Source organism: Clostridium aciditolerans, from assembly GCF_016316925.1.
GTDB classification, from domain to species: Bacteria; Bacillota; Clostridia; order Clostridiales; family Clostridiaceae; genus Clostridium_AM; species Clostridium_AM aciditolerans.
The window spans coordinates 99138-114731 of the sequence record NZ_JAEEGB010000014.1 but is presented as its reverse complement, the minus strand read 5'-3'; the positions used below and the strand labels follow the sequence as shown (position 1 = coordinate 114731).

The following is a 15594-nucleotide window of genomic DNA, read 5'->3' as shown; positions in this document are numbered from 1 at the left end:
TTGGTACCATATCGATGGCACGAACTTGCTTAATCTTGGTGATCATCACTACTTCATAAGGTATATAAAAAAGCAAAATATTAATGTTGATGGTATCTTATATTGTTCCTATTTATAGTAAATAACATCTTCTTTCCCAACCCAACATGTAATATTCGAATTGCCTATTGTTGCACAGCCGTATTTATTGATTCCATCTTCTCTTATGTCCAGAACTTTCATGTCAACACTTTCCATTTTAAGAGCCTTGTCCTTTTCACCCCAAGCATTACAACTTCCATAGCCATTTACTATATACAAATACTCATCTATTTTCATACACCCTATATCTATGCATTTATTATTATATGCAGACTTTTTTCCCGAAGTAAAAATCATATGTGCATTTTTCATGTAATCAATTTCCGCTATTAAAGGATTCAATATAATAAACTCTTGTTTCTCCTTATTATAACATTTTATTCAATATATTCCTTAACCTGACAAATATTTAAATATATCCTCTTATGAAATAAAAGGTGAAAATTCATATCCCAATCTTTGTACAGCAACAACCTTTATATCAAAGTCAAATGACTTCTTGCATTCCCTGTAAACTGTTATAAAATTATTCACATATCTATCGTTAACTAACCATACAATACGGATTCTCTTCCTTTTAATCTTTGCCTTGCCCTATTCTGATTTGTGCCACTTCTTTGCCTTTGGCAAATTGTCATAATCAGTCTGTATGCGTTCCATATGCTCGTCAATAGCATTAACAATGAAATCATTTATAAGAGTTATTTATATATAATGTATTACCATTATTTGAATAGATTGGAGTCAAGTTAGCTAATTTAAGATTAACAATATATTGGTAATCCGATGCATCAAGGTAAAGATATTGAGACTTTATTTTTGCTACTGGCTTATATTGAGCAATAAAAATAGAAGCGCCAAATCCTTCGGGCAATGTAACAAGATCACTTGAATAAAGATTCAACGATACTAACATAGTATTTCTCCACGAGTTTGAATTACCTTTATAATTAATGTAATTAGAAATATTAATAGTAGGAGAAATCTTGTTTACTGGAAAATTTGAAATGATCGAAGATGCATATACCTGTAAAAACAGAAAACACCCAATCAAATTTATTGCTAAAACTTGCTTAATAAAGTCATATTGTAAAAAAGCAATTTCTATCGTAATAGACAACAATAAATGAGGCGCTACTATACGCAAATCATAATAATTTCCAACGCTATAAAAAATAGAATCAATGCATATTATTGCAATCAAATTATAAAGATGGAATAGACATCTGAAAATATCAGCAAAAGTTTTTATATTTTTTAAATTTTTAAATTGTATCAAGTTCCTAATTAATAAAATTAAAATCCATAATAAAAAAAACAATACAACGCAACGTTCAAATATTTCCAGAGAATTCGAAATTTTATAACTGAAAAATATTTTAAAATTAGCAAAAGCCAAATCAATAATCATTTTAATTGCAGCTGATTTATTTTGATGAAATTCATTTATAAATAATGTAAATGAACTTGGATAATATTCAAAACCTTTAATCATATAAATTCCAAAAAAAGCGCAATAAAAAAGCGATGCAATAATACTACCTATACGCTTTATTCTTTTATGAAAATCGAACATTTGGCAAAAGAATAGCATTGTGACAAAAATTAAAAAGCACCAGGTCGGCCGTAAAAAACTAAGTATTGTTATAAAAACAATCGAAAGAATTAATGATGATTTTGATTGTCGATGGCCGTTTTTTAAATTAAAAAATAGGCGATAAAAAGCAGCGGCAAGCGCGATAGCAAAAGCGTGATTTAAAGATTCTTCCATCTGAGTAGGAATACAGAGTAAAACGGTCCAACATGAGACAATACCAACCATCACAAGCATCGCGCGTCTCGTTCTAATTTTGGTATAATAAACAAAAAAGATAAAGCTCAATGCAATCAAAACAGAATTTAGAACTGGCCCTAAGAGAAATGGCGTGTTAAATAAATGGGCTAGCCCCCCAATAAGTATTTTATAAAAAGGCCCATGTACTCCAATGGAAAAACCGCTATATTTCACCATTTCATTAATCCCGAAAAACCCTTGATCGAACCCTTTTGCTTTAAAAGAAGTTGCTTCTAGCCAATAGCATATTTGATCATTCCAAACTCCTCCCATTAAAGAGCCAGATAACGTGTAATTTGAAAGTTTAGAATTCAGTATAAAATGGACAAGAAGAGCCGTTATAAATCCAGGGCTTAAAGAAATAACGAGAATTATAGCAAATTTTTTATTTTTTAAAATAGCTTCTTTTATTTTAGTCAATTTATTTCTCCAACCTTCCTTAGCAGTATATAAATAAGTGGTATAGTTGCTATAAGTTATATTCATAACATACCTTTCTATTTAATTTGCGATTAACAAATTCTGATTTACCATTATTGTTGCTATCAATAAACTCTACCATTAAAGACTTCTATTATATCAATTAATCAAGCCTTTGTTGCTAGTAGCAATCTTGTCATTAGAACGGTTGCTAAAATAGTTATCATTCCAATGTAATTTACAAAACACTTATTCCAACTCCAACAATAATAAGTAAAAGACCAATAAATTTTTTCTTAGTAATTCTTTCTTTTAATATTATTAAAGAGAGTATAGCAACATATATATATCCGGTGCTTTCTAATATTGGTGCTAGAGATAATGGTATTTTCTTTAATGCAAATAAAGTACATAAAGTACATGTAAAAAATATTAAATATGCTATAATTACATTTTTATTTATATACTCGTCAATCTTTCGTTTATATTTAATACCTGCACTTTTTTTTAATACTATTTGTGATACACTAGCTAAAAAAACAGAAACTAAATAAAAAATTGCATATAATAAGTTATACTTCATCACTCACCACCATTAATATACCTAAAAATACAATAACTGCACCAATTATCATATTTAAAGTAATTACTTCACTAAAAAAAACATTACCAAATATCATACCCCAAATAAGGGATATTCCTTTATTAGCATATGCTACTGTCAAAGGTATGTGTTTTAAAATTTGTTGCCATGCAATAGCATATATAAATAGTACTATCAAACTTCCTACATAAAGTGAAATGAATTGTACTGATAAAAATTCTTGCCTTGATGCTAATTTGGAAAATATTCCTCCAATAGATAACATCAACAACATCATATGTAGTAATATATATGATTTAATCTTATTCATATACTTTTTCCTTTTGATCTTGTATATCATAGTTAATTTTTTCTCTGATAACATATTGTGGTGCATTATTTATACTTATGTAAATTCGTCCAATATATTCACCAATCAGCCCTAGCATTAACATTATCATTCCACCAATAAACATAATTGCAGCCATCATAGAACTATATCCCATTGGTGAACTGGAATTTATGAACATCTTTTTGATTATTGTCCATATGCCGTATGTAAAGCCAAATAAAGAACAAACAAATCCTAATATTGTAGCTATTCTAAGAGGCTTTACTGAAAAAGCTGTAAATCCATTAAGCCATAAAGATATTAGTTTTTTAAATGTATATCCGGTTCTACCTACTTCCCTTGCTCTATGGTTTATATCAACATTGCCAATTTTTTTAGTTGCTCTAACTATCAAACCACCAAGATATGAATATGGATTTTCATATCTTATTATTTCGTTTATTACATATCTCTTACAAACAAAATAGCTTGATATATATAAATCTTTGGAAATATTAAGTAATACCTTCCCCATCCAAGCAGCCATCTTACTACCAAAATTTTTAAACAATGAATGTTTTTTTTGTGCATATCTTGCATATATTACATCCTTGTCATCATTTAAAGCATTGATCAGTTTATAACATTCTTTAGCAGGAGTTTGTCCATCATCATCAAGGGAAATGATTATATCTCCAGTTACATGCCTATATCCAGCCATTAATGCATTATGTTGCCCAAAATTTTTAGCCAAATTTAATACCTTTATATTTTCATTGTTTCTTGCTAAGCTTTTCAAAGCCTCATATACTCCATCTGGTGAACAATCATTTACACATATAATTTCATAAGGATTTTTGTAACTTACAGTATTTACTATTTCTTCTATTACAGATTCAATAGTCTTTTCACTTCCATAACACGGAATAACAAAAGATAATTTTTTATTAATCATTTGAATCACCATTTTTAAAGATACTCATAAATATAATATTATAAAATTTTTTATCAATACATACATCCTGCTTAAATAAGCCTTCCTGAATAAAATTAGATTTTTCATAACTTCTGATTGCATGAACGTTATTTTCAAAAACTCTTAAAAAGATTTTATTTAACCCTAACTGATTAAAACCATACTTTGTAATCATATTTGTAGCTATTGTTCCATATCCTTTATTTAGTGCTGTTTTTTCGCCAATAAATATACCAAATTCCGCTTTACTGTTGTTATAATCAATATCTCTTAAATATACTGAGCCAATAGGATTATTATTTCCCTTTTCAATAATTATAAATTGTTTAACTTTACCACATTTCACCTTAGTTTTTATCCATGATTCATGTTCTTCTCTTGTTAAATCTTTTTGATATATAAAGTTTTGCTTAACATAAAGACTATTTCTCCATTTAATTATATTATCAGTATCTGAAAATGATATTTCTCTAAGATATATTTTTTCATTATCTAAAATTAACACACCCATCTATAAAACTCCTCAACTTTTTTAACTACATAACGCACCTCATCTTCTGTAAGAGAATAGTACATTGGTAATCTAAGTAATCTTTCACTTTCAGCTGTTGTATATATGTCTTCGCCATTAAAATATCCAAACTTTAATCCTGCTGGAGATGTATGTAATGGTATATAATGAAAAACAGCCGTGATACCATTTTCTTTCAAAAATTTTATTAGTTCAGTTCTTTCTTCAATACCTTTTGTTTTAATATAAAACATATGAGCATTATGTTTACATTCATCTGGAATAGTAGGCAACTCTATTCTACCTGATTCTTCTAATGATTTTAGTGAATTATTGTATAATTTCCAAAGAGCTAGCCTATGATTGTTTATCTCTTGAGCTCTTTCTAATTGTGCATAAAGGTAAGCTGCATTGAGTTCACTTGGCAAATAAGATGACCCTAAATCAACCCATGTGTACTTATCAATTTGCCCACGCCAAAACTTACTTCTATTAGTACCCTTTTCGCGAATAATTTCAGCACGTTCTATATATCTATCATCTCTAATTAATATTGCTCCACCTTCACCTGATGAATAATTTTTAGTTTCGTGAAATGAATAACAGCCAAAATCACCAATGCTACCTAAGGCTTGTCCTTTATAGGTTGACATAACCCCTTGAGCAGCATCTTCAACTACTAATAAATTATATTTTTTTGCGATCTGTAAAATTTTGTCCATTTCACAAGCTACTCCTGCATAATGCACTGGAACAATTACTTTTGTTTTTGAAGTAATTGCTGCCTCAATCAAGTTTTCATCAATATTCATGGTATCAGGACGAATATCAACAAATACAATTTTAGCACCACGCATTACAAAAGCATCAGCAGTTGATACAAAGGTAAATGCCGGCATAATTACTTCATCACCTTCTTTAATATCTGCTAGTATTGCAGCCATTTCAAGAGCATGAGTACATGATGTAGTAAGTAATGCTTTTTTTGTTTTTTGTTCAATCCAATTATTACATGCCTTGGTGAATTCTCCATCACCACAAATTTTATTATTTTTGATAGCCTTTTTAATATATTCTATTTCTTTACCAACAAATGGTGGCTTATTAAATGGTATCATGTTTTTCACTCCCTAATTGTATACTATAATAAATAAAAATATAAAAAGAGTTAGTACTTTTACTAAATACTGATTTTTAGAACTTAAACAAAATATTTGCATTTGTTGGACCCAAAAGCTCATACTGTGTTGCAAACAATAAAAAACATAAAGTTATAAAAATTAAATAACTGACAAATGTATAATTTATTTGTATTGAAGTACTTGAGTCTGTATTTTTTCTATCAATTGTAACTTGCTTTATAAACTCCTTAAAATTCAAAAGTGAATTCCAAAGTGTATCTGACAAAAGTGCTATACCTGCAATTAATATTTGAATCGACATAAAATAACGCATTTCCACATGCATAAGACATGGAACTAAAGATGGTAATATCAAAGCTAAAATTAAAAATGTACGTGAATCAAAGACATCTTTTATCCACTTACAATTCTTTTTAAATGTAAGTAAACTTAAAAATAGCAATGTATATGAACCTAATAAATAAAAATAATTAGTTTCGTTGTTATCAACACTAACTCCCAAGAATAACCTATTTAACCATCTCGTTAAAAACTCTACTGGATATTTTAACACCAACTTTGTATAATCTTTATAGTTGTATGAACCGCCCCCTTTTTCAATTGATTCAATATCTCTATTTTCTTTTATAAGTATTGCTTTACCTCTATTATCTGGTATAGTTACATCAGAATATTTAGACATAAGCATATTATTTGTTAAAGCGAATTGTAGCCACTGGCCTCCAGTTGGTAACCATTGCCCTGCATCTCTTACCGGTTGTACGCGGGTCTTTACAAAATAATTATTAGCACTGTTTACAATTGAAAACCCAACAACAAAAAAAACTATAATACTAATTAGTTTAATATTAACTTGTTTCTTCCTAAAAATTGGAATAACTTTTGCAAAAACAATAAATAGTAAAGTGCAAACAACAGTAGGTAAGTATTGTCCACTAAACAATGTACACATTGAAAAAATAATTCCCATGTATAAATAGTAAATAGAAGGTAGCTTTTTTTCACATGTCATAATTCTTATAACACTGTTAACAGTAAGCAGCATTACTACAATGCTAGATGCATCAACACTTATAAAAGAAAAATTAACACCCATTTCCAAATAAAGTATAATAGTTAATATATAAATTTTGTAATTCTCTATTTTTTTATTAAAGACATATGAAAAAAAGTAAGGTAACCCTATAGTCGATATGTACGCAAAACTAATACAATTGAACATCTTTACAAAAAAGAACTGATCTACTCCCCAAAATAAGGCTAGTTGATAAAGAACAACATTAGGTATTATTGATAAAAAACCTTTGTACATAACGTAAGAGTGTTCTGGATTAGAGTTTAAAAATGTTGTTACAACTTTCCATGTTTCCACAGCATCCCCTGAACGGGCAATTAAGTCCTTTTGAGGAAATAAGTACAATGCCATTAAAATAAAAGCAAAGATAAATACTCCCTCTCTAGTATCAATTAATTTAAGACACACTTTTTTCATTATTATCTCCCTGCATTAAAAAAATTTATGTGCATTTACTCATTTACTTAGACCTTTAATGGTAACCAATTTTTGTCTTTGTCTGACAATATTAGTTCATTAATATCTTCTATTGGCCAATTAATGTTTATATACGGATCGTTCCAAATTATACCAATTTCATCTTTAGGATGATAAAAACCTGTACACTTATAGCAAAACTCTGCTTCTTCAGATAAAACTAAAAATCCATGAGCAAAACCTTCCGGTATGTAAAATTGATTTTTGTTTTCTTCTGATAAAATTATTTCTATTTATGGTAAATAACATCTTCTTTTCCAACCCAACATGTAATATCTGAATTACCTATTATTGCACAGCCGTATTTATTAATTCCATCTTCTCTTATGTCCAAAACCTTCATATGAACACTTTCCATTTTAAGGGTATTATCCTTTTCACCCCAAGCACTACAACTCCCATAGCCATTTACTATAACTTCATCCCCGATACGTATACGTTTCATTTTTATAAAAGGATGCTCTTTAAAATCTTTTTTTAATATACTCAGCAAATACTTTGCTGAGGACATTTTTTTTGGTGGAACTGTAAAATATGATTTAGCTGCGTCTTCTCTTTTTTTCTTAATAGGATCTTTACCAAATTTCAAATCCGATAATATGCTAATAATCTCCTGAAAATTTCTTGCTACATATGAATTATTAATAACTTCTTTCGTCAATTCATTTTCAAACCCATGACCTTCTGTATATATAATAGGTTTTCCTGTAGTTGCAAACTCAATCATTGTTGTACACATATCCCCAATAAATACATCTGCAGCCATCACATCATCCATAAAATTTCCATCCTCAACAATTGAAATATTATCTGTTTTCTCATACAAATCCATATATTTATAATATTCTTTCCATCCAATATGCTTAGCATTTTCTTTAAGCATCGGATGAGAAATAAATAATAACTCAACGTCTGAATGTTGTATACTCCATTTATAAAAATTATCAATATATGCAACTAAATTTGACTCGTTCTCATTCAATGTCCAACGTGGTTTCCAGGCAACCTGAAATTTATTATTCTTCCGCAATTTTTTCCTTCCATAATGCAAATACTCATCTATTTTCATGCATCCTATATCTATGCATTTATTATTCTCATGTACAGACTTTTTCCCCGAAGTAAAAATCATATATGCATTTTTCATGTAATCACTTTCCTCTATCAATGGGGTCATAATAGCACCATATAATATATTACACAATTTTGCACAATATATTATTTTGTCTGAACGGTATTCCTCTGGTAGGTAAATATCATATGGTGTTGTCGTAAAAATATAGTCTGCATTAAAAGATTCAATGTCAATAAAATCCCCTTTATCTTTATCATAACAATTTACGCAATCTATTCCTTCTCTTGACAAATACTCAAATATTTCCTCTGATGAAATAAAAGGTGAAAACTCATATCCCAATCTTGGTACAGCAACAACCTTTATATCGAAGTCAAATGACTTCTTGGATTCCCTGTAGACGGTTATAAAATTATTCACATACCTATCGTTAACTAACCATACAATACGAATTCTTCTTTTTCCAAACATTTTCATTTCCCCTTGTTATTTCTTCTGTGTAGAAAATTAATTTTTATTTTCTAATCAACTTAAATCTTCAATGGCAACAAACTTTTATCCTTATCAGACAATATTAATTCGTCTATATCTTCTATTGGCCAATCAATATTTATATACGGGTCATTCCAAATTATTCCAGATTCATCTTCTGGATGATAAAAATCTGTACACTTATAACAAAACTCTGCTTCTTCAGATAAAACTAAAAATCCATGAGCAAAACCTTCTGGTATGTAAAATTGCTTTTTGTTTTCTTCTGATAAAATTATTCCTATCCACTCACCATAAGTTCTTGAAGTTTTTCTTAAATCTACTGCCACATCAAAAACTTTACCTTTTATTACTCTTACTAGCTTACCCTGAGGGTAAGTCTTTTGAAAATGAAGTCCACGTAAAACTCCTTTTTTAGACTTTGATTGATTATCTTGAACAAACACCATGTCTAAACCAGCAAGTTTAAAATCTTCATAATTATAAGTTTCCATGAAATATCCCCTGTTATCTCCAAATGTAACAGTTTCTATTATATATGCACCTTCTATTTTTGTTTCTATAAAATTAAACTTATTCAAAATAACACTCCTTTTAGGAATTAAGAGTTTATAATTTAAATTTGTGCATTTTTAAACTTAAGTATACAAATTATACTTATTTATGCTTTAAGTACATTTTTTCATAATACTTTTGATACTCTCCAGAGGTAACGTTCTGCATCCATTGCTTATTTTCTAAATACCATTGTATAGTTTTTACTATTCCACCTTCAAATTTAGTTTCTGGCTGCCAACCTAATTCTTTTTTTATCTTAGTTGGGTCTATGCCATATCTTCTATCATGACCTTTTCTATCCTCTACGTATTTTATTAAAGCTTCTGTTACAGAGGAATCTACATTATCATGAATATAGGATATTACAGTCTTTACAATGTTTATATTGGTTCTCTCATTATGTCCACCTATATTATAAACTTCACCCAATCTTCCGCTATTAATTACCATATCTATCGCTTTACAGTGATCTTCTACAAAAAGCCAGTCTCTAATATTTAGCCCATCTCCATATACAGGAAGAGAATTTTTATTTAAACAATTATTTATAATAAGAGGTATAAGTTTTTCTGGAAATTGATAAGGCCCATAGTTATTAGAGCACCTAGTTATATTTATAGGCATTTTATAAGTATCATAGTAAGCTTTTACCATTAAATCTGCTGAAGCTTTACTAGATGAATATGGACTATGTGAATCAATCGGTGTTGTTTCCTTAAAGAATCCTGTTTCTCCAAGTGAACCATAAACCTCATCTGTAGATATCTGAATATATTTCTTTCCTTCTTTAAAACCTTTTTCTGTTTCCCAATAAGTTTTAGCAATATTTAAGAGATTCACCGTTCCTAATACATTTGTTTTCACAAATACTTCCGGTTCTCTTATACTTCTATCTACATGAGATTCTGCAGCAAAATTAATTACATAATCTATATTAAATTTTTTAAATATATTTTCCACTTCTTCTTTATCGCAAATATCCGCTTGTACAAAGATATAGTTAGGATTATTTTGGATTTCTCTTAGATTTTCTAGATTTCCGGCATATGTTAACTTGTCTAAATTTATTATTTTTATGTTGTTGTATTTCTTTAACATGTAATGAATAAAATTGGAACCGATAAAACCAGCTCCACCAGTTACTAAGTATGTTTTCATGCTAGCACCTCATTAAAATATCTAAAATTTTTATATTAACTAAAAAATTAAATTTCCCTTGCTTTATTCTATTAGGATTTTATAAATACTTTTCTCAACAAATTACTTTAGTTTATATAATTTATAATACTAAAAATCTATTAATTTTAGTGTAGGATATAATCTAAAGTCTGTATACCTAAAGTCTTGTTATACTTATATTTCCGTATTTTATTCCCAATTATTTATTGTATTTATAACATATTGTACTTCTTCATCTTTCATCCCATACCACATAGGTAAACTTAAAACTTCATCTGATATTTGCTCTGCCATTGGAAAATCTTCTTTTTTGTAGCCTAAATCAGCATAAGCATCTTGCATATGCATAGGTATTGGATAGTGTATCGTAGTTCCTACCCCAGTATCATTTAAATATCTTACAAAATCATCCCTTTTTTCAGTTCTAATAACAAAAAGATGCCATACACATTTTGCATAACCTGCTATATTGGGTTTTATTATTTTAGGATTATTTATTCCCTCCAAATACTTTTGTGCTATTCTAATTCTATCTTCATTCCATTTTCCCAAATTTTTTAATTTTATTCTTAAAAACGCTGCTTGAATTTCATCAAGTCTTGAATTTGTACCTTTATATATATGATGATATTTCTTATCTGAGCCATAGTTTGCTATTGCTCTTATTTTATCTGCAAGTTCTTTATCATTTGTAACAACTGCCCCAGCATCTCCTAACGCCCCTAAGTTTTTACCAGGATAAAAACTAAAGCCTGCCGCATCTCCAAGGCTACCTGTTTTTCTGCCCTTGTATAATGCCCCATGAGCTTGTGCTGAATCTTCTATTACTTTTAAATTATATTTTTGTGCTATATCATTAATTCTATCTATATCTGCAGGTTGACCATAAAGATGAACTGCCATTATTGCTTTTGTTTTATCTGTTATTACCTTTTCTATTAAATCAGAGTTTATATTACACGTATTTAAATCTGGTTCAACAAATACTGGTTTTGCTCCTGTATATGAAACTGCTAAGGCTGTAGCAATATATGTATTAGACGGAACTATAACTTCATCACCAACACCTATATCATATCCTCTAAGTATAAGATATAATGCATCAAGTCCATTTCCACATCCTATACAATATTTAGCATCACAAAAAGCTGCAAATTCTTCTTCAAACTTTTTAACTTCGTCGCCTTGAATAAACCAATTTTTATTATACACTTCTTTAAATTTATCAACTATTTCGCTTTCTATTTCTTTATGCATAGGCTCGAAACTTACAAACGGCACATTCATATTTAACACTTCCTTTTAAAATCTTTTTCTAGCCTCTTCTAAATAAAAATCATGGTTTCTTATATAATCACTTTCATCATAGTATTCAGATGCAAGAACCAAGAGTACACTTCCTTCTGTAAAATCAAACATCTCTCTCCATATTAAAGGACCTATATATAATCCTATTGATGGATCATTAAGCTGTACAACTTCTTCATCATTAGAATTTCTAAGTCTTATATTAACAGAACCATTTAGGCAAATAAGTACTTGATGTAATTTTCTATGAGAGTGAAATCCTCTTGTAACCCCCTCTTGAACTCGGGTAATATAGTAAATCCTCTTTATCTCAAATGGTACATCTATTTTACCTTCTATAGGAGTTAAATGACCATATTTATCATTTATATCTCTAAATTTTAGTAAACCTGTATTAAACATTTACCCACCTACTTATATATATTTAGCGTATTAATATCCATATTTCTTATCCATGTTTCGTAGTCTGAATCCTGCCAAGGCATGCCTCTTTTAAATGTATTTCTCCAAGGATAAGTATACTCACCTGTAATCTTATTTTTTATCTTTCTAACTGAGGAAATTTCTTTGGCAGGGTTTCCTACTACAACAGTTTCACTAGGAACATCTTTAGTAACAATTGCTCCTGCACCAACTAAAGCATCTTCATGAATATGTACCCCTGGTAGAAGAACACTTTTTGCTGCAATCACCGCAAAGGAATCAATGGTTACACCTAATAACTCATTTGATGGGGGGGCTGGATCGTTTGTTAAAACAACATGTGGAAAAATCCATACATAATCATTTATTTTACTTTCCTCTCCTATAAATACATTGCTATGTATACTAATATAATTTCCTATATAACAATGATGTTGAATATCTGATAATGTTCCTATTCTAACATTATTACCTATTTTATTATTTTCTCTTATTGTAACCTTATGTCCACTTTGAAAATTATCTCCTATAACTGTATCTCCATATATAACATTTTCAGTTCTTATTAATGAGTTCTCACCAATAACAAGTGGATGTACTTTATTTTCTTTATCTTTGTAAAAATCCATTAAATATTCTCCAAGTATACTTCTCGCACCTATGAAACTACCTTTTTTTATATGAACATTATCTCTTATTATACAATCATAATCTAGATACACATCATCCTCTATTACAACATTTTTGCCAACCCTTACTCCTTCTTTTATTGTTACATTATTACCTATCTTAACCGTACTATCAAACATACAAACTTCCTCCATTAATTTCTTAACTATAAAACTTTAAATCTTTTTTACATTCAGATATGCATGTATTACTTATTATATTACTTTGTCCATAATTCTTAGTTATCCATATTGTTTTAGCTTGCTTTTCTGCTTATTCTGTCAGAAGATTTTTATTGTTTTTTATTTTATAAACAACTTTCCTAGCACCATAACCTTCCTAAACATCTTTCTTAAGATTAAAAGACCAGTAATTACAAATGAACTTATAAAACAAGTAAGTCCTATATATCCTACTAAAAGTTTCATGATTAATGCATATGTAGTAGGCATTAGGTTTTTAAAGTCACATACTGAATATATAAGTAACATGAGAGTTGCAAATATAAATAGTACACGTTTTTTTGAAGAAAGTTTATCTAGCATATTTCTATGGTTAACTCCTGTTTTTTCTAATAATTTATTAGAAATTGTACTGAAATGCGTAACGCAATAAATAAATTTATCTAAAAACGAATATTGATGCCATTTGTACTTTTTTACATATCCTATCTTTACATTATTATATTCTTTTTTAACATGCTTTCTTTTATCTCTCGTTAACATATTCATATACGGCAGAATTTCTTTTTCTGTAATTTTAATTACATCATCATAGTAATGAAACATAGCTTTAGTATCATTATTTACATTACCATGACTAATACCACCATCTCTATGTTTTATAGCTGTAATATCAAGCCATCCTATCTTTGCCCCCATCCTCACTATGCGAAGAAAAAATGACCAGTCTTCTATTAAAAAAATCTCTTCATCATAATAGCCATACTTCCTATATATTTCACGCCTAAAACAACATGCTCCAGCTGGTATTAGACATGCTACAGAAATCTCATTATAAAGTTCTAATGATGTATAATTCTTAATCATCTGTACTTGATTAGGTTGAACTGCATTTGTCTGGAATGTTTTTAAATCAATATCATACATTTTACATTGTGAAGTAACAACCAAAATATCTTTATTTTCTTCAAAATAATTTGCAAAATTACTAAATACACTATTATTAAATAAGGCATCATCAGCAGCAATTATCATAATATATTCCCCAGTAGCAAAAGAAAGTGCTTTATTGATATTTTTAACCGTACCTAAATTTGTTGAATTATTGTTAATAACAACACTTTTTATATTTTTACTCTTATATCTATTTATGTAATCTCTTATTTCCATTTCATCAAAATCATCAGAGCCATCATTGCTAATAATAATTTCGATATTAGGATAATCTTGTGTTAATACTGAATCAATACATTCGAAAATATAATGATAATTTCTATAAGATACTATTATAAAACTAAAAATTGGATAATTTTCCATATATTAATCTCCTTAAATATGAATTTAAAGTCTTAAATTTTCTATATACAATAACATCCATAAATAAAAGCATTTTTAATGCTTTTTTCAATATATCTCTCTCAAGACACATATTCATACGTATGAACTTAACTTCTCTTCTTCCATATGTAGTAAGCATATAACGGTTAGGTAGTATCTCATTGTCTATTATTTTGACCAGATCATCTTTTAATATTTGAGTAGATGGCGAGCTCTCCCCATTACTCACACCATTAAGCCTATATTTTACTGTAACATTGTCAATATATCCTATCTTGACACCATTTCTCGAAAGTATCAACCAAGTCGGTAGATCCTCTGTAAGAAGATATCTATCATCAAAAAGACCGTATTTATTCAAAAGATCTTTTCTCATGCATACTCCTACCCCTCCAATTATGTTACATACTGCTAACTTTCGATATAACCTATTAGGAGGAAGCTTTTTAATAAGTTTTCTATTGTTAGTTTCTGGATATAAGTACTTTATTTGCTCAAGTTTTTCATCATATACAGCACAAGTTGAAGTTGCTATCATTACCCCAGTTGTTTCTAGATACTTTACAAATTGCGTTAATACGCTATTGTCATATAATTGATCATCAGCAGCAAGTAATTTTATATATTTTCCATTTGCATGTTTAAGGGCAGAATTAATATTCTTTACTGTGCCTAAATTCTTATCATTTTTACAAATGACTACGTCTTTAATATTAACTCTCTTATGTTTATTTATATAACTTAATATCTTCTGTTCATCAAAATGTTCAGAACAGTCATCACTTATTACAAGCTGTATGTTATTATAATCCTGCATAATAACCGAGTGTATCGCATGTATGATATATTGTATATTATTATATGAAAGAATTATAACTGTCATAAGTGGTTTATTGTTCATCATCTTTTACCTTCTATTTATAGTTTAAAATTTTAAACT

The 15594-nt window shown here is 28.8% G+C and carries 16 protein-coding genes and 1 pseudogene; all 17 read right to left on the bottom strand.

Translation table 11 applies throughout. The annotated features are described in order from the left end of the window. Positions 1–108 precede the first annotated feature (108 nt). Complete coding sequence (locus I6U51_RS12905; protein ID WP_211143025.1) at positions 109–423, bottom strand: hypothetical protein; 315 nt, start codon at positions 421–423, stop codon at positions 109–111. A gap of 346 nt (positions 424–769) precedes the next feature. After that, on the bottom strand, positions 770–2335 hold the full coding sequence (locus tag I6U51_RS12900) for a hypothetical protein (protein ID WP_211143024.1): 1566 nt from the start codon (positions 2333–2335) through the stop codon (positions 770–772). Between the two features lie 238 nt (positions 2336–2573). Beyond that, entirely contained in the window at positions 2574–2918 is a 345-nt protein-coding gene (locus I6U51_RS12895) for an EamA family transporter (protein WP_211143023.1), read from the bottom strand. Next, complete coding sequence (locus tag I6U51_RS12890) at positions 2908–3249, bottom strand: transporter (RefSeq protein ID WP_211143022.1); 342 nt, start codon at positions 3247–3249, stop codon at positions 2908–2910. The genes I6U51_RS12895 and I6U51_RS12890 overlap by 11 nt, the downstream gene beginning before the upstream one ends. After that, complete coding sequence (locus tag I6U51_RS12885) at positions 3242–4204, bottom strand: glycosyltransferase family 2 protein (protein WP_211143021.1); 963 nt, start codon at positions 4202–4204, stop codon at positions 3242–3244. The genes I6U51_RS12890 and I6U51_RS12885 overlap by 8 nt, the downstream gene beginning before the upstream one ends. Beyond that, positions 4197–4736, bottom strand: a complete 540-nt coding sequence (gene pseH / locus I6U51_RS12880) for a UDP-4-amino-4,6-dideoxy-N-acetyl-beta-L-altrosamine N-acetyltransferase (RefSeq protein WP_211143020.1) — start codon at positions 4734–4736, stop codon at positions 4197–4199. The genes I6U51_RS12885 and pseH overlap by 8 nt, the downstream gene beginning before the upstream one ends. Next, positions 4724–5854: a dTDP-4-amino-4,6-dideoxygalactose transaminase gene (rffA, locus tag I6U51_RS12875; RefSeq protein ID WP_211143019.1), complete on the bottom strand. Its 1131-nt coding sequence runs from the start codon at positions 5852–5854 to the stop codon at positions 4724–4726. Before rffA ends, pseH begins: the two co-directional genes overlap by 13 nt. Before the next feature lie 76 nt (positions 5855–5930). Next, positions 5931–7370, bottom strand: a complete 1440-nt coding sequence (locus I6U51_RS12870; protein ID WP_211143018.1) for a hypothetical protein — start codon at positions 7368–7370, stop codon at positions 5931–5933. A 47-nt stretch (positions 7371–7417) separates the two neighbouring features. Then, a pseudogene (gene rfbC, locus I6U51_RS12865) lies at positions 7418–7657 on the bottom strand (dTDP-4-dehydrorhamnose 3,5-epimerase); the annotation flags it as partial. Between the two features lie 2 nt (positions 7658–7659). Next, on the bottom strand, positions 7660–8976 hold the full coding sequence (locus I6U51_RS12860; RefSeq protein WP_211143017.1) for a CDP-glycerol glycerophosphotransferase family protein: 1317 nt from the start codon (positions 8974–8976) through the stop codon (positions 7660–7662). A 59-nt stretch (positions 8977–9035) separates the two neighbouring features. Continuing rightward, complete coding sequence (gene rfbC, locus I6U51_RS12855; RefSeq protein ID WP_211143016.1) at positions 9036–9578, bottom strand: dTDP-4-dehydrorhamnose 3,5-epimerase; 543 nt, start codon at positions 9576–9578, stop codon at positions 9036–9038. 76 nt (positions 9579–9654) lie between these two features. Beyond that, complete coding sequence (rfbB, locus tag I6U51_RS12850; RefSeq protein WP_211143015.1) at positions 9655–10713, bottom strand: dTDP-glucose 4,6-dehydratase; 1059 nt, start codon at positions 10711–10713, stop codon at positions 9655–9657. A gap of 210 nt (positions 10714–10923) precedes the next feature. Next, entirely contained in the window at positions 10924–12021 is a 1098-nt protein-coding gene (locus I6U51_RS12845; protein WP_211143014.1) for a DegT/DnrJ/EryC1/StrS family aminotransferase, read from the bottom strand. A 15-nt stretch (positions 12022–12036) separates the two neighbouring features. Continuing rightward, positions 12037–12444 carry a sugar 3,4-ketoisomerase gene (locus tag I6U51_RS12840; RefSeq protein WP_211143013.1) on the bottom strand — a complete coding sequence of 136 codons (408 nt, stop codon included), beginning with the start codon at positions 12442–12444 and terminating at the stop codon, positions 12037–12039. A gap of 8 nt (positions 12445–12452) precedes the next feature. Further along, complete coding sequence (locus I6U51_RS12835; RefSeq protein WP_211143012.1) at positions 12453–13274, bottom strand: N-acetyltransferase; 822 nt, start codon at positions 13272–13274, stop codon at positions 12453–12455. A 162-nt stretch (positions 13275–13436) separates the two neighbouring features. Continuing rightward, positions 13437–14633 carry a glycosyltransferase gene (locus tag I6U51_RS12830; protein WP_211143011.1) on the bottom strand — a complete coding sequence of 399 codons (1197 nt, stop codon included), beginning with the start codon at positions 14631–14633 and terminating at the stop codon, positions 13437–13439. Continuing rightward, on the bottom strand, positions 14611–15558 hold the full coding sequence (locus tag I6U51_RS12825) for a glycosyltransferase (RefSeq protein WP_211143010.1): 948 nt from the start codon (positions 15556–15558) through the stop codon (positions 14611–14613). Before I6U51_RS12825 ends, I6U51_RS12830 begins: the two co-directional genes overlap by 23 nt. Positions 15559–15594: the final 36 nt, after the last annotated feature.

Bases quoted from the DNA above. Each gene is read 5' to 3' on its own strand.
- I6U51_RS12840 (WP_211143013.1), bottom strand. From the start codon at position 12,444: ATGTTTAATACAGGTTTACTAAAATTTAGAGATATAAATGATAAATAT.
- I6U51_RS12845 (WP_211143014.1), bottom strand. From the start codon at position 12,021: ATGAATGTGCCGTTTGTAAGTTTCGAGCCTATGCATAAAGAAATAGAA.
- I6U51_RS12885 (WP_211143021.1), bottom strand. From the start codon at position 4,204: ATGATTAATAAAAAATTATCTTTTGTTATTCCGTGTTATGGAAGTGAA.
- I6U51_RS12830 (WP_211143011.1), bottom strand. From the start codon at position 14,633: ATGGAAAATTATCCAATTTTTAGTTTTATAATAGTATCTTATAGAAAT.
- I6U51_RS12870 (WP_211143018.1), bottom strand. From the start codon at position 7,370: ATGAAAAAAGTGTGTCTTAAATTAATTGATACTAGAGAGGGAGTATTT.
- I6U51_RS12860 (WP_211143017.1), bottom strand. From the start codon at position 8,976: ATGTTTGGAAAAAGAAGAATTCGTATTGTATGGTTAGTTAACGATAGG.
- I6U51_RS12895 (WP_211143023.1), bottom strand. From the start codon at position 2,918: ATGAAGTATAACTTATTATATGCAATTTTTTATTTAGTTTCTGTTTTT.
- I6U51_RS12890 (WP_211143022.1), bottom strand. From the start codon at position 3,249: ATGAATAAGATTAAATCATATATATTACTACATATGATGTTGTTGATG.
- I6U51_RS12825 (WP_211143010.1), bottom strand. From the start codon at position 15,558: ATGATGAACAATAAACCACTTATGACAGTTATAATTCTTTCATATAAT.
- rfbB (WP_211143015.1), bottom strand. From the start codon at position 10,713: ATGAAAACATACTTAGTAACTGGTGGAGCTGGTTTTATCGGTTCCAAT.
- pseH (WP_211143020.1), bottom strand. From the start codon at position 4,736: ATGGGTGTGTTAATTTTAGATAATGAAAAAATATATCTTAGAGAAATA.
- rffA (WP_211143019.1), bottom strand. From the start codon at position 5,854: ATGATACCATTTAATAAGCCACCATTTGTTGGTAAAGAAATAGAATAT.
- I6U51_RS12835 (WP_211143012.1), bottom strand. From the start codon at position 13,274: ATGTTTGATAGTACGGTTAAGATAGGTAATAATGTAACAATAAAAGAA.